General features: G+C 65.2%; 11 protein-coding genes. 4 read left to right on the forward strand and 7 right to left on the reverse strand.

Annotated features, from left to right (window positions below; translation table 11 throughout):
* Positions 1-93: 93 nt before the first annotated feature.
* Positions 94-1,290 carry an MFS transporter gene (locus tag J1M86_RS18175; RefSeq protein ID WP_206510864.1) on the forward strand — a complete coding sequence of 399 codons (1,197 nt, stop codon included), beginning with the start codon at positions 94-96 and terminating at the stop codon, positions 1,288-1,290.
* A gap of 91 nt (positions 1,291-1,381) precedes the next feature.
* On the opposite strand, the gene J1M86_RS18180 is transcribed toward J1M86_RS18175, so the two are convergent.
* The 5 genes from J1M86_RS18180 to J1M86_RS18200 form a co-directional block, all read right to left on the reverse strand.
* Positions 1,382-2,392, reverse strand: coding sequence for a 3-isopropylmalate dehydrogenase (locus J1M86_RS18180; protein WP_206510865.1), 1,011 nt, complete (start codon positions 2,390-2,392; stop codon positions 1,382-1,384).
* A gap of 44 nt (positions 2,393-2,436) precedes the next feature.
* Entirely contained in the window at positions 2,437-4,032 is a 1,596-nt protein-coding gene (serA, locus tag J1M86_RS18185) for a phosphoglycerate dehydrogenase (protein WP_206510866.1), read from the reverse strand.
* Between the two features lie 162 nt (positions 4,033-4,194).
* Positions 4,195-5,196 carry a ketol-acid reductoisomerase gene (gene ilvC / locus J1M86_RS18190; RefSeq protein WP_206511114.1) on the reverse strand — a complete coding sequence of 334 codons (1,002 nt, stop codon included), beginning with the start codon at positions 5,194-5,196 and terminating at the stop codon, positions 4,195-4,197.
* Positions 5,197-5,286: 90 nt separating this feature from the next.
* The gene (gene ilvN, locus J1M86_RS18195; RefSeq protein ID WP_075840154.1) at positions 5,287-5,790 is read right to left on the reverse strand and encodes an acetolactate synthase small subunit; all 504 of its coding nucleotides are present in this window, start codon (positions 5,788-5,790) and stop codon (positions 5,287-5,289) included.
* Positions 5,787-7,751, reverse strand: coding sequence for an acetolactate synthase large subunit (locus J1M86_RS18200; RefSeq protein ID WP_206510867.1), 1,965 nt, complete (start codon positions 7,749-7,751; stop codon positions 5,787-5,789). The genes ilvN and J1M86_RS18200 overlap by 4 nt, the downstream gene beginning before the upstream one ends.
* Before the next feature lie 256 nt (positions 7,752-8,007).
* Between J1M86_RS18200 and J1M86_RS26450 the strand changes: the two genes are divergently transcribed.
* A complete protein-coding gene (locus tag J1M86_RS26450; RefSeq protein WP_187346797.1) occupies positions 8,008-8,502 on the forward strand; it encodes a PH domain-containing protein in 495 nt (164 codons plus the stop codon).
* A 57-nt stretch (positions 8,503-8,559) separates the two neighbouring features.
* On the forward strand, positions 8,560-10,401 hold the full coding sequence (ilvD, locus tag J1M86_RS18210; RefSeq protein WP_075840155.1) for a dihydroxy-acid dehydratase: 1,842 nt from the start codon (positions 8,560-8,562) through the stop codon (positions 10,399-10,401).
* A gap of 71 nt (positions 10,402-10,472) precedes the next feature.
* Here the strand turns inward: ilvD and J1M86_RS18215 are convergent, their stop codons facing one another.
* Positions 10,473-11,339 carry a DoxX family protein gene (locus J1M86_RS18215; RefSeq protein ID WP_206510868.1) on the reverse strand — a complete coding sequence of 289 codons (867 nt, stop codon included), beginning with the start codon at positions 11,337-11,339 and terminating at the stop codon, positions 10,473-10,475.
* Positions 11,340-11,455: 116 nt separating this feature from the next.
* On the opposite strand from J1M86_RS18215, the gene J1M86_RS18220 reads away from it, so the two are divergent.
* Positions 11,456-12,595: a sorbosone dehydrogenase family protein gene (locus tag J1M86_RS18220; protein WP_075840156.1), complete on the forward strand. Its 1,140-nt coding sequence runs from the start codon at positions 11,456-11,458 to the stop codon at positions 12,593-12,595.
* Here J1M86_RS18220 and J1M86_RS18225 read toward each other — a convergent pair.
* Positions 12,555-13,769, reverse strand: a complete 1,215-nt coding sequence (locus J1M86_RS18225; protein ID WP_075840157.1) for a cation:proton antiporter — start codon at positions 13,767-13,769, stop codon at positions 12,555-12,557. The two genes, J1M86_RS18220 and J1M86_RS18225, sit on opposite strands and share 41 nt — an antisense overlap.
* Positions 13,770-13,774: the final 5 nt, after the last annotated feature.

Consider the following 13,774-nt stretch of genomic DNA (forward strand, 5'->3'; position numbering starts at 1 on the left):
GGCCGTCCTCACCCGCGACGGTGAAGGTGTGTAAAGTTCGCTTCGATGTTCATATTTCAAGATTCAGTGTTCACTATGTGAGATCGGAATGGAATGACCACCGCGAACCATGTGCAACGCACCGGTGGCGCACGCAAGTGGGTCATGCTCGCTCTCGGGATGCTCGCGCAGACTGCGGGCGCTGTCTTCATCAACGGCGCCGCCTTTCTCATTCCCGCCTTGCTAGACGACCGCGGTCTCAGCCTTGCTGCCGCAGGACTTCTCGTCGCAATGCCGACAGTCGGAATCATGCTCACCCTCATCGCCTGGGGAATGCTGGTGGACCGGATCGGTGAGCGCCTCGTCCTGTGCATCGGGCTGGCACTGACAGCCGCCGCCAGCGCCACCGCCGTCTTCACCACCTCGTTGCCTCTGCTGGGCCTGTGCCTGCTGATCGGCGGAATGGCTGCAGCAAGCGCGAACAGCGCCAGCGGACGCGTGGTCGTGGGATGGTTTCCGCCGCAACGCCGCGGTCTCGCCATGGGGATACGCCAAATGTCCGTACCGCTCGGTGTGGCCATCGCCGCGATGACGGTGCCCCCTATCGCCCGAGATCACGGGGTGTCCGCGGCGCTGCTCGTGCCGGCATCGATCTGCGCCGTCGGTGCACTGCTGTGCCTCGGGGTGCTCGACCCCCCGCGGCCCGACCGTGCTGCGGCCGAACACATGGGCTTGCTCAGCAATCCCTACCGCGCCGGATCACAGCTGTGGCGAATTCACTCGACGTCGATTCTGCTCGTCGTTCCGCAGTACGTCGTATGGACCTACTCGCTGGTCTGGCTCATGACCGACCGCGCATGGTCGGCGGCGTCCGCAGGAGTTCTCGTCACCGTCACACAGATCCTCGGGGCCCTGGGGCGCATGGGGGTTGGCGCGCTGTCCGACAGGGTCGGCAGTCGTATGCGCCCGCTGCGCTGGGTGTCGGCCGCGGCTGCGCTGAGCATGCTCGGATTGGCCCTGACGGACTGGCTGGACTCACCACTGTCCGTCGCGTTTCTGATCGCAGCGTCCATTGCCACGGTTGCGCCGAACGGGCTCGCGTTCACTGCAGTCGCCGAGTTCTCCGGCCCCTACTGGAGCGGACGTGCACTCGGGGTTCAGAACACCGGCCAGTATGTCGCCGCGTCGCTGGTACCACCGGGATTCGGTGTGCTGGCAGCGGTGAGTTTCCCGGTGGCCTTCCTCGTATCGGCGGTGTTCCCCGCCCTCGCCATGCCGGTGATCCCGGACGATCACCGATCGCCCGGGTAAGACGGTCACCCCGCGGTGACCGAATGTCACAGTTGGTCACTCTGAGTGACCAACTGTGACATTCGCTCCATACAACGCGCCGAAAAGACCCCTACAGCCTTGCGGCAATCCGATCGCCGACAGCGCTGGTGCTCGCAACACCGGCTCCGCGGTCGGCGAGGTCCGCGGCAACGGCAGCCTCGACGCGCTCCGCGTTCGCCGTGTCACCGAGATGCGCGAGCAGCAACGACACCGACAGGATCGCCGCTGTCGGGTCGGCCTTGCCTTGGCCCGCGATGTCCGGCGCACTGCCGTGCACCGGCTCGAACATGCTCGGGTTGGTCCGCGTGGCATCGATGTTGCCGCTGGCTGCCAGACCGATCCCGCCGCTCACCGCCGCGGAGAGGTCGGTGACGATATCGCCGAACAAGTTGTCGGTGACGATGACATCGAAACGACCGGGATCGGTGACGAGGTGGATCATCGCGGCGTCGATGTGCTGGTAGGCCACCTCGACATCCGGAAATTCCTTCGACACGGCGTCGACCGTGCGCGACCAGAGGCTGCCGGCGAAGGTCAACACATTGGTCTTGTGCAGCAGGGTGACGTGCTTGCGCCGACCCATTGCCCGTGCGAACCCGTCCCGGACGACCCGTTCCACTCCGTAGCGCGTGTTGACGCTCACTTCGGTGGCCACCTCGTGGGGGGTGTTCACCCGCAGCGCGCCTCCGTTTCCGGTGTACGGCCCCTCGGTTCCCTCCCGAACCACAACGACGTCGATGTCCTTGTTCCCATCGAGCGGACCGACGACCCCTGGGTACAGCTTCGCCGGCCTGAGGTTGATGTGGTGATCGAGCTCGAACCGCGCACGCAGCAAGAGTCCACGTTCGAGGATCCCGCTCGGCACGGACGGATCGCCGATCGCGCCGAGCAGGATGGCGTCGTGCCCACGAAGCTCGTCGAGCACCGAGTCCGGGAGAAGCTCACCGGTGGCGTTGTAGCGGCGCGCACCGAGGTCGTACTCGGTCTTCTCGACCCCTGGGACGACGATATCGAGCACTTTGAGTGCCTCGTCGACGACCTCTGGGCCGATTCCATCTCCGGCGATGACGGCGAGCTTCATGGACTCCTCGTTCTTCTCAGGCGCTTGCTTGGACGGTGACGCGATCAGGACAGGTCGACGAGCTCGATCGTCGACGCGCCCACCGACTCGGCGATGCTCGCCCTCAATTCGGCCGATACATCTTTGTCGACGCGCAGCAGGATGGTCGCGCCGCTGCCCTCGGAGTCCTGACTGAGTGCAGCTGCCTGGATGTCGATTCCGGCGTCACCGAGCAGCGTGCCGATACGGCCGAGGCTTCCGGGCTGATCGGCGTAGTTGACGATGAGGTTCTTGCCCTCGGCACGGAGCTCGAAGTTGCGGCCGTTGATGTTGACGATCTTCTCGACCTGCTGCGTGCCGGTGAGCGTGCCCGCGACATTGAGCACCGAACCGTCCCCGTAGACAGCGCGCACGTCGACGACGCTTCGGTGATTCTCGCTCTCGCTGGCCTTCGTCACCTCGGCGCTGACGCCCCGCTCCTGCGCGAGCGACGGCGCGTTGACGAAGGTGACCGAATCCTCGATGACAGCTGAGAACAATCCGCGCAGTGCCGAGAGCTTCAGAATCTCGACCTCTTCGGCAGCGAGTTCTCCGCGGACATCGACCGACAGGGACGTAGGGAGCTCGTCCGACAGCGCACCCAGGAGCACGCCCTGCTTGCGGACGATCTCGAGCCAAGGCGAGACCTCTTCGCCGACGGCCCCGCCCTTGACGTTGACTGCGTCGGGAACGAACTCGCCTGCCAGAGCCAGCAGAACGGACTTCGCGACATCGGTGCCGGCCCGGTCCTGCGCTTCGGTGGTGGAGGCGCCGAGGTGCGGGGTGACGACGACCTGCGGGAGCTCGAAGAGCGGGCTGTCGGTGCAGGGTTCGGTGGCATACACATCGATGCCCGCTGCGAACACGTGACCGCTGACAATCGCGTCGGCGAGGGCTTGCTCGTCCACCAGGCCACCGCGTGCGGCGTTGACGACGATGACGCCCGGCTTGGTTTTGGCCAGCGCTTCCTTGCCGATGATGCCCTTGGTCTCGGGCGTCTTGGGCAGGTGGACGGAGAACATGTCGGCGCGAGTCAACAGTTCGTCGAGAGTTACCAGCTCGATTCCGAGCTGCGCGGCGCGGGCGGCGGAGACGTAGGGGTCGTAGGCGATGACGTGGGTCTCGAACGCGGCGACACGCTGCGCGAACAGCTGTCCGATACGTCCGAGGCCCACGACACCGACCGTCTTGCCGAACAACTCGACGCCGTTGAACTTGCTGCGCTTCCACTCGTGCTGACGGAGGGTGGCGTCGGCCGCGGGGATCTGCCGGGCCGCGGCGAGCAGCAGCGTGACGGCGTGTTCTGCCGCGGTGTGAATGTTCGAGGTCGGCGCGTTCACGACGAGTACTCCGCGCTCGGTGGCGGCGGGCACGTCGACGTTGTCCAGGCCGACGCCCGCACGCGCGACGATCTTCAGTTTGGTTCCGGCCGCGAGGACCTCGGCGTCGACCGTGGTGGCCGAGCGAACGAGGATGGCGTCGGCTTCTGGAACAGCGGCCAACAGAGCCGGGCGGTCCGGGCCGTCGACCCAACGGACCTCGACGCCGTCGCCGAGTGCCTCGACTGTGGACTGCGCAAGTTTGTCGGCGATCAGAACGACAGGACGGCCTGGCTGGCTCACGTGGAAAACTCCCTATGTAGGTCGTGATGAATCTTTGGGCGAGCTGAAGTGCATGTGTGCAGGACGAGTTTAAGCGTCGCCTTGCGACCGAAGGGCACCCGACCCGCGCCTGGCAGCGCGTGCCGGGCGCCCTTCGGTGGTACTACCGACGATTCGCCGGAATCAAGCCGTTTCGGTGATCGGCCGGTCGACCCAGCTCATCAGGTCGCGCAGCTTCTTGCCGGTGACCTCGATGGGGTGCTCGGCGTTCTCCTTGCGCAGGCCTTCGAGTTCGGTGTTTCCGTTCTCGACGTTGGCGACGAGACGGCGGGTGAACTCACCGGACTGGATGTCGGCGAGAATCGCCTTCATACGCTCCTTGGTGCCGGCGTCGATCACGCGCGGCCCGGACAGGTAACCGCCGAACTCTGCGGTGTCGGACACCGAGTAGTTCATGCGGGCGATGCCGCCCTCGTACATGAGGTCGACGATGAGCTTGAGCTCGTGCAGCACCTCGAAGTACGCCATCTCGGGGGCGTAGCCGGCCTCGACCATGACCTCGAAGCCCGTCTTGACGAGCTCCTCGGTGCCGCCGCACAGCACGGCCTGCTCGCCGAAGAGATCGGTCTCGGTCTCTTCCTTGAAGGTGGTCTTGATGACGCCTGCGCGCGTTCCACCGATGCCCTTGGCCCAGGACAGCGCGAGCGCCTGACCCTCACCCTTGGGATCCTGATCGACGGCGATGAGGGCGGGAACGCCCTTACCGTCGACGAACTGACGACGCACCAGGTGGCCCGGTCCCTTGGGCGCGACCATCGCGACGGTGACGAACTCCGGAGCCTTGATCAGGTCGAAGTGGATGTTGAGTCCGTGTCCGAAGAAGAGCGCGTCGCCGTCCTTCAGGTTCGGCTCGATCTCCTCGGTGAAGATCGCTGCCTGCGCGGTGTCGGGTGCGAGCACCATGATGACGTCGGCCCAGGCCGAGACCTCGGCCGGAGTTCCGACCGTCAGGCCCTGCTCCTGTGCCTTGGCGCGGGACTTGCTGCCTTCCTTGAGGCCGATCCGGACCTCGACGCCAGAATCGCGCAGGCTCAGCGAGTGCGCGTGGCCCTGGCTTCCGTAGCCGATGACGGCGACCTTGCGGCCCTGGATGATCGACAGATCAGCATCGTCGTCGTAGAACATCTCGACTGCCACTGGTTAGTACCTTTCCTCTGGGGTCTGTTCAACTCTTCGGCGGCGCGCTGGCGCGACGCCGTCATCGCGGGCGTCTCGCTAGCGAGACGCCGTGATCGATTTGGGTCCACGTCCGACGGCAACGACTCCCGACTGGACAATTTCTCGAATTCCGTAGGGATCCAACATTTTCAACAGCGCATCGAGTTTCGACCGTGTTCCCGTCGCCTCGACGGTGACAGCCTCGGGCGAGACATCGATGACCTTGGCGCGGAAAAGATTGACGGTCTCGATGACCTCACTGCGCACACTTGCATCGGCGCGAACCTTGATGAGCACGAGTTCGCGGGCCACCGACGAATCATCGTCCTGCTCGACGATCTTGATGACGTTGATGAGCTTGTTGAGCTGCTTCGTCACCTGCTCGAGCGGGAATTCGTCGACCGTCACCACGATCGTCATTCGGGAAATTCCAGGAACCTCGGTTCCGCCGACCGCGAGCGAGGAGATGTTGAATCCCCGCCGCGAGAACAACGCCGCGACGCGTGCCAGAACACCTGGCGTGTCCTCGACGAGAACGCTGAGGGTATGGCTGGTGCTCACTTGTCGGCGCCTTTCGCCTCGTCGGTACCGGCGTGCTCGCCGAGTGCCTGCTCGCGTTCCATCGACTCTGCGATGCCGGGCACGTGGCCATCGGCCTCGTCATCGTCGAACAGCGGGCGGATTCCGCGCGCAGCCATGATTTCGTCGTTTCCGGTGCCCGCGGCAACCATCGGCCACACCTGAGCATCCGCACCGACGATGAAGTCGATGACAACCGGACGGTCATTGATGGCACGAGCCTCGGCGATCACCGCATCGACGTCTTCCTCGCGTTCGCAGCGCAGGCCGACGCAACCCAATGCCTCGGCCAACTTCACGAAGTCGGGGATCCGGACGGCACCGTGGGTGCCGAGGTTGGTGTTGGAGTAACGCTCCTCGTAGAACAGTGTCTGCCACTGCCGCACCATGCCGAGGTTGCCGTTGTTGATCAGCGCGACCTTGATCGGGATGCCCTCGACAGCACACGTCGCGAGTTCCTGATTGGTCATCTGGAAGCACCCGTCACCGTCGATCGCCCACACCTCGGCGTCGGGCAGACCCATCTTCGCACCCATCGCGGCGGGCACCGCGTAACCCATGGTGCCCAGACCGCCGGAGTTGAGCCACGTCCGCGGCTTCTCGTAGTCGATGAACTGTGCGGCCCACATCTGGTGCTGGCCGACGCCGGCACAGTAGATCGCGTCGGGTCCGGCGAACTTTCCGACCGAGGAGATGACGAACTCGGGTGACATGCTGCCGTCGCTGGGACGGTCGTAGCTGAGCGGGTAGGTCCTGCGAATGCCGTTCAGATACACCCACCAGTCCTCCAAATCGAGGGTGGTGCCGGTGGCGCGGTCGGCGCGGATGGCTTCGATCAGTTCGGTGATGACCTCTTTGCAGTCACCGACGATCGGGACGTCCGCATACCTGTTCTTGCCGATCTCTGCCGGATCGATGTCCGCGTGAATCACCTTGGCACCCGGCGCGAACGAGGACAGCTGACCGGTGACACGGTCGTCGAACCGCGCGCCGAGGGTGATGAGGAGATCGCTTCGCTGCAGGCCGGCAACTGCGGCGACCGTTCCGTGCATTCCGGGCATGCCCAGGTTCAAGTTGTGGCTGTCAGGGAAGGCGCCGCGAGCCATCAGCGTCGTGACGACGGGGATTCCGGTGAGCTCGGCCAGCTCCATCAGCTCGGCCGAGGCGTTCGCCTTGATGACGCCGCCACCGACGTAGAGCACAGGCTGCTTGGCGTCGGCGATGTAACGCGCTGCTTCACGAACCTGCTTGCCGTGCGGCTTCGTCACCGGCCGGTAGCCGGGCAGGCGCATCTCCGGCGGCCACGAGAACGTGGTCTGCGCCTGCAGCACGTCCTTGGGGATGTCGACGAGCACGGCGCCGGGCCGACCCGAGGAGGCGAGGTAGAAGGCCTCGGCCATGATTCGCGGGATGTCGGCGCCGTCGGTGATCAGGAAGTTGTGCTTGGTGATCGGCATCGTGATGCCGGAGATGTCGGCTTCCTGGAATCCGTCGGTGCCGATCAAGCTGCGAGCGACCTGGCCGGTGATCGCGACGACCGGGACCGAGTCCATCTGCGCGTCGGCGAGCGGGGTGACGAGGTTGGTGGCACCGGGACCCGACGTTGCCATGCAGACCCCGACGCGTCCGGTTGCCTGCGCGTAGCCGGTGGCGGCGTGACCTGCACCCTGCTCGTGGCGCACTAGGACGTGCCGGACCTTCTTCGAGTCGAAGAGTGGGTCGTACACCGGGAGCACGGCTCCACCCGGAATGCCGAATACCGTGTCGACCTCGAGCTCTTCGAGAGCCCGGACGACGGACTGTGCGCCGGTCACCTTTTCGGGGGCGACATGGCGACGCGACCCGTCGATGGTGACTGCGGCCGTTGTCTCCGGCACGGACGAGCTGTTGGCTGCCCCCGACTTACGTGTCGCGGGCCCTGGGCGTGCGGTTGGTGCGCTCACTGCTGCTTCCTCAGGATTTTCGGTTGCTGGACGATCTCTGGGCAAGAAAAAACCCCCGTCAGCCGAGGCTGGACGAGGGTGGCGCGTCGATGCGAGTAGGGATTAACCGGCTCAGGCGACGACGCGCCGGCCGATTACGAGTATCCATGTTCGCTTCACGCGCTCGACGTTAGGCGCGCAGGTAGCGAACAGTCAAACTCCTCACGACGCAATCCCATTATGTGAGATCACGTAGATGCAATGCGAAGATGAAGGGGTGTCACCTTCGCAGCAGTCCGAACCACCGGACACATCATCCCATACTCCTGCTCCGTCTCCGCAGGTCATCCGTCTCCCCCGCTTGGCGCTGGTCGGCGTGGGGATGCTCCTGTTCGGAGTGTCCTTCGCCGCGGCCAGCTGGCCGCTGGCCCTCGGGTGGCTGTTCGCCCTCCCCGTCGTCGCGGCCGTCTGGGTACTTCGCGTGCGCACGGTGGTGAGCACGGACGGGCTCGCCATGCGCCGTTTCGTGGGCTCCGATTTCGTGTCCTGGGACAACGTTCGCGGAATCCACTTCCCGGACCGACGGTGGGCACGAGTGGTCCTCGAGGACGACTCGGAGAAGTCCCTGCCGCTGGTGCGGTTCGATCGCCTACCTCAGCTGGCGGCCGCGAGTGGCGGACGCATCACCGACCCCTATGCGGCCGCCGCTGCTGACGTGGCAGTGGACGAGGAGCGGGACGAGGAGCCCACGCCGCACACGGAGAACTCGTAGCGCGGGAGTAACCTTTTCCGCGCGACAATCGCACACGCCGAATCGAGGAACCTACACATGCCGCCGCTACGGTCACGAGTCACCACTGTCGGACGAGGCGCTGCCGGCGCACGCTCGCTCTGGCGCGCAACCGGAATGACCGATTCCGACTTCGGCAAACCGATTGTCGCGATCGCGAATTCGTACACCCAGTTCGTACCCGGCCACGTGCATCTGAAGAACGTCGGCGAGATCGTTGCCGATGCCGTCCGCGCCGCAGGCGGCGTTCCCCGTGAATTCCACACGATCGCCGTCGACGACGGGATCGCGATGGGCCACGGCGGCATGCTCTACTCGCTGCCCAGTCGCGAAATCATCGCCGACTCCGTCGAATACATGGCCAACGCCCACACCGCCGACGCCCTGGTCTGCATTTCCAACTGCGACAAGATCACTCCCGGAATGCTCAATGCGGCCATGCGGCTCAACATTCCATCCGTCTTCGTCTCGGGCGGGCCGATGGAAGCAGGCAAGGCTGTTGTCGTCGGTGGCGTCGCGCAGGCACCGACCGACCTCATCACCGCGATCTCGGCGAGTGCAAACGACGCAGTGTCCGAGGACGGACTGGACGAGGTCGAGCGCAGCGCGTGCCCGACGTGCGGATCATGTTCGGGCATGTTCACCGCCAACTCCATGAACTGCCTCACCGAGGCTCTCGGCTTGGCGCTGCCCGGCAACGGCTCTACGCTCGCCACCCACAAGGCCAGGTACGCGCTGTTCCAGCGTGCGGGTACCACCGTCGTCGAGGCCGCACTCAAGTACTACCGCGACGAGGACGAGTCCGTTCTGCCGCGCAACATCGCGACGCCTGCCGCCTTCCGCAACGCGATGGCACTCGATGTGGCCATGGGGGGGTCCACCAACACCGTGCTGCACACCCTCGCAGCCGCGCAGGAGGGCGAGGTCGACTTCGATCTCGACACCATCGACGCCATCAGCCGTAAGGTGCCGTGCCTGTCCAAGGTCTCTCCCAACTCGGATTACCACATGGAAGATGTGCACCGGGCCGGCGGAATCCCGGCTCTGCTCGGCGAGCTTCGTCGTGCGAATCTGCTGGAAACCGACGTGTCGACCGTGCACACGAAGAGCTTCGACGAGTGGCTGGACACGTGGGACATTCGCTCCGGCAAGGCCTCGGACGAAGCACTCGAGCTCTTCCACGCTGCTCCCGGCGGAGTTCGCACCATCGAACCGTTCTCGACGGAGAACCGGTGGTCCTCGCTCGACACCGACGCCGCCGGAGGTTGCATCCGCGACAAGGAACACGCGTACACCGTCGAGGGCGGCCTGGTTGTGCTGCGCGGGAACATCGCACTCGACGGAGCGATTCTCAAGACGGCAGGAATCGACGAGGATCTGTTCAGCTTTCAGGGCCCGGCGCTCGTCGTCGAGTCACAAGAAGAGGCCGTCTCGGCGATTCTGCAGAAGAAGATCAAGGCGGGCGACGTGCTCGTCGTGCGCTACGAGGGGCCCAAGGGCGGCCCCGGCATGCAGGAGATGTTGCACCCGACCGCGTTCCTCAAAGGCGCTGGTCTCGGGAAGGTCTGCGCCTTGATCACCGACGGTCGATTCTCCGGCGGAACATCGGGACTGTCCATCGGCCACATCTCCCCCGAGGCGGCCGCGGGCGGAGTCATCGGTCTCGTCGAGAACGGTGATCAGGTCCGCATCGATGTCGCTTCGCGCACGCTCGAGATCCTCGTCGACGACGCGACGCTGCAGACCCGTCGCGCAAAGATGGATGCCTCCGAGCGGCCCTGGCAGCCGGTGGATCGTCAGCGCACCGTCACCACGGCACTGCGCGCTTACGCCGCCCTGGCCACCTCGGCAGACAAGGGCGCAGTGCGCTATGTGCCCTGAGGCGGCTTCGCCGCATGTGAGTGGAAATACGTGCTCTGGCACGTATTTCCACGCACATGACGCGGAGCGTCCTACTGGACCAACGGATTGGCGCCGTTGAGGAAGATCCACATGCATACTCCGCCTGCAATACCGGCGGCGAGCGCGAGGAACGAACCGTAGCTCGGGCGGGTCGCCCAGCCTCGGCGCCCGTCGAACGCGATCTTGCCGGGACCGGTAAGGATGATCGCAGCAGCCGCGACGGCCAACAATGTCTCGTACTCGATGCCATCAGGGGCGAAAAACTGCAAGCCCGGTTCGGCGGCCTGCTTGAAGCACCATGCGTTGATGATGACGGCCAGCACGGCCGCGCCGGCGAACGGAGTTGCCAGTCCCATGATCAGCAGCGCACCGCCTGCGGTCTCACCGACGGCTCCGGCTATGGCGAGCAGATTTGCCTGCTCGTAGCCAGATTCCTCGAGCAACGATCGGAAACCGTCGAGACCGGGGCCGTTCCAGATGCCGGTGAGCTTCTGCAGGCCGTGCACGAGAAAGATCCCACCAACGACCAGTCGTAGCAAGAACAGCCCTACATCGGTGGTGCCGCGACGTGCCGGAACCTCCACGGTTTCGGTGCGTATCACCGGTTCGGGCGCATCTACTGTCGCCGAGGTTGCCGCGGCGGACGCCGGGGCCCCGGTCTTCAGATGGTCGGAGTCCAAGAACTCGGTGGGCTGATCGGAATAGGCGCCGCGGCTGTCGGGCGCGATGGGCTCATCGAACTGCGACGGCCGGTACGACGGGATCTGCTCCGTCGGGTACGAGCCCGAACCGGCTCGCCCGAAGTCGAGTTCATCCTCGGTCTTCGGCTGCAGCTGCTCGGTCGGCTGGTCGTACGGACTCGATGCGGGTTCGTAGCTGGGATCGGGTTGTTCAGGGTCTCGAGGCTTGTCGGTCACAATGTCAACAGTAAGGCGAAGACGTGTTCATTCGGCTGCATTGCATTTTGGCGCGGCGCGGGAGAGACATACACCGAATGGCGAACCCCGGCGCGCTTTCCGTAACGTCGGAGTACATGAAGCCGGTGCGAGTGTCCTGGAGAACTGCAACCGTAGGTGCCGCACTCGGCCTGACAGTGTTGCTGACCGGGAGTTGCGCACGCTTCGACGATTCGACCACAACGCCGTTCAGCCCCGAACCGTCGTTCGGCGCAGCGGAAATCGCGCCACGCGACCCCGATGCGGCACCGACGACCACACCCGAGGACCTGGACAGGCCGGATGGGCCGTGTATCGACCCGGACCCCAACGTGATCGCGACCTGCCTCGACACCACCGGCGGGCTGGTGATGCTTCCGGACGGGATGTCCGCCTTGGTGGCCGAGCGCCGCACCGGCCGCATCATGCAGGTCGCGCCAGGGCAGACGCCCGTCGAGGTCGCCACCATCGATGTCGATGCAGGCGCGGACGGCGGGCTACTCGACCTTGCGTTGTCCCCCAGTTATCTCGAGGACGGACTCCTCTACGCCTACATCACCACCGCCTCGGACAATCGCGTCGTACGCATCGCCCCCGGTGACACACCCAAGAACATCCTCACCGGCATTCCGAAGGGCACCCAGGGCAATCGCGGCGCACTCGACTTCTACAGCCCGAACCAACTTCTGGTGCTCACCGGGGATGCGGGCAGTCCGGCTTCGGCCACGGATCCTTCCTCCCTGGCCGGTAAACTCCTCCGAGTCGAGTCGCTCGTACCCGCGCAAAGCGGACCTGCGCCGCAAGTCGCCCTGAGTGGAATCGGCACGGCCGGTGACGTCTGCATCGATCCGACGGGTGGCATCTGGGTCACCGATCGCACAGCGGTGGAGGATCGTCTACAGCGCATCGACCCGCTCGGTACCGTCATCTCACCCGTCTGGACCTGGCCGGACCGACCCGGCGTCGCGGGTTGCGGGGCAGGTCCAGGTGCCGTGGCGATCTCACTGACAGGCGGTCAGGCGGTCGCAGTGCTCGTGACCGACCCGGAGAGCGGCGCGGTATCAGCAGCGCCGACCCTGCTGGTTGAGGGTCGATACGGACAGCTGAACGGTGCCGCGCTCGCACCGGACGGCCAGATCTGGGCCGGTACCGTCAACAAGAACGGCGACGCGCCCGGACCCAACGACGACCGTGTGGTCAAGATTCCTGTTCCCGCGGGGGGCGGTGGGTTCGACTAGCCTCACTCGCTTCGTCACCGCCGAGGACCGTGGCCAGCATCGGCAATGCCAATACTGTGATCGCGCCGGCCGCGACGAGTATCGACGCGTTGGCCGAGGACATCTCCCCGGCTTCGACGGCGACTCCGGTGACGGCGACGATCAGCGGCAGCCCGGTCGTCGCATAGAGAGCCACTCGCATCTGTTCTCGGGTGGAGAAATTGTCTACCCGGTCCAACCTGGTCGCCACGAAAACCGGAACGCCGCGAACCAGCAGCAGCAACACCAGGAACGCCACGAGCGCGCCGGGTGCCGAGAGCACGGCCGCGATGTCGATGGACATGCCGGAGGTGACGAAAAAGATCGGGATCAGGAAGCCGAAGGCCAGCCCACCCAGTTTCGTCTCCAGCTGCTCGTCCCCCTCGGGCATCACCCGGCGAAGAATGAATCCGGCGGCGAAGGCACCGAGAATGATGTCCAAACCGAATGCAGTTGCGACGGCGGTCAACGTGATGAGCAACAGCATCGTCAGCCGTACGGTCGTCTGCGCGGTCGTGTCGGACCCCCGCTGCACGACCGCGAGTACTCGCGATCCCTCGCGGAAGACCCACAGCGGCACCATACCCACCGCGACCGCGACCACCACGAACAGAGCGAGGACCACCACGGATTCGATATCGCCGCGCGAACCCAACAGCACCGCCATGGCGACAACCGGACCCAATTCGCCGATCGCACCGTGATTCATCACCGTTCGCCCGAGCGCAGTGTTCTGTAGTCCACTGTCTTTCAGAATGGGCAGCAGCGTCCCGAGTGCAGTCGAGGTCAACGCAATCGCAACGGCGATCTCGGCCGTGATGGCGCCGGTGTGCCCGAGCAAGAGCACAGCGGCGAAGGCCGCGCCCAGGCTGAAGAGCCAGGTCACCAGGGCTCGGCGACCACCACGGCCGGTGATCTCCTCGACGTCGATTTCGAAGCCGGCGAGCAGAAACAACATTCCCAAGCCCAGTTCGCGCAGCAGGTCCACTTCGCTACCGTCGACGGCCCAGTTGAGCACGTTTGGTCCGACGACCATCCCGAGCACGAGCAGCAGGACGACCTCCGGCACGAGCCTGCGCGGAACGAAGCCGGCCAACAACGGTGCCAGAACAGCGATCACCGCTATCCAGAAGAGCGACGCTTCCGACGATGGCATCGAAT

It is taken from the genome of Rhodococcus sp. KRD197, from assembly GCF_017168235.1.
Lineage (GTDB): Bacteria > Actinomycetota > Actinomycetes > Mycobacteriales > Mycobacteriaceae > Rhodococcoides.

Excerpts from the sequence above, each read along its gene's own strand:
- J1M86_RS18175 (WP_206510864.1), top strand. The coding sequence starts at position 94 with ATGACCACCGCGAACCATGTGCAACGCACCGGTGGCGCACGCAAGTGG.
- J1M86_RS18220 (WP_075840156.1), top strand. The coding sequence starts at position 11,456 with ATGAAGCCGGTGCGAGTGTCCTGGAGAACTGCAACCGTAGGTGCCGCA.
- J1M86_RS18225 (WP_075840157.1), bottom strand. The coding sequence starts at position 13,769 with ATGCCATCGTCGGAAGCGTCGCTCTTCTGGATAGCGGTGATCGCTGTT.
- J1M86_RS18180 (WP_206510865.1), bottom strand. The coding sequence starts at position 2,392 with ATGAAGCTCGCCGTCATCGCCGGAGATGGAATCGGCCCAGAGGTCGTC.
- ilvC (WP_206511114.1), bottom strand. The coding sequence starts at position 5,196 with ATGTTCTACGACGACGATGCTGATCTGTCGATCATCCAGGGCCGCAAG.
- ilvD (WP_075840155.1), top strand. The coding sequence starts at position 8,560 with ATGCCGCCGCTACGGTCACGAGTCACCACTGTCGGACGAGGCGCTGCC.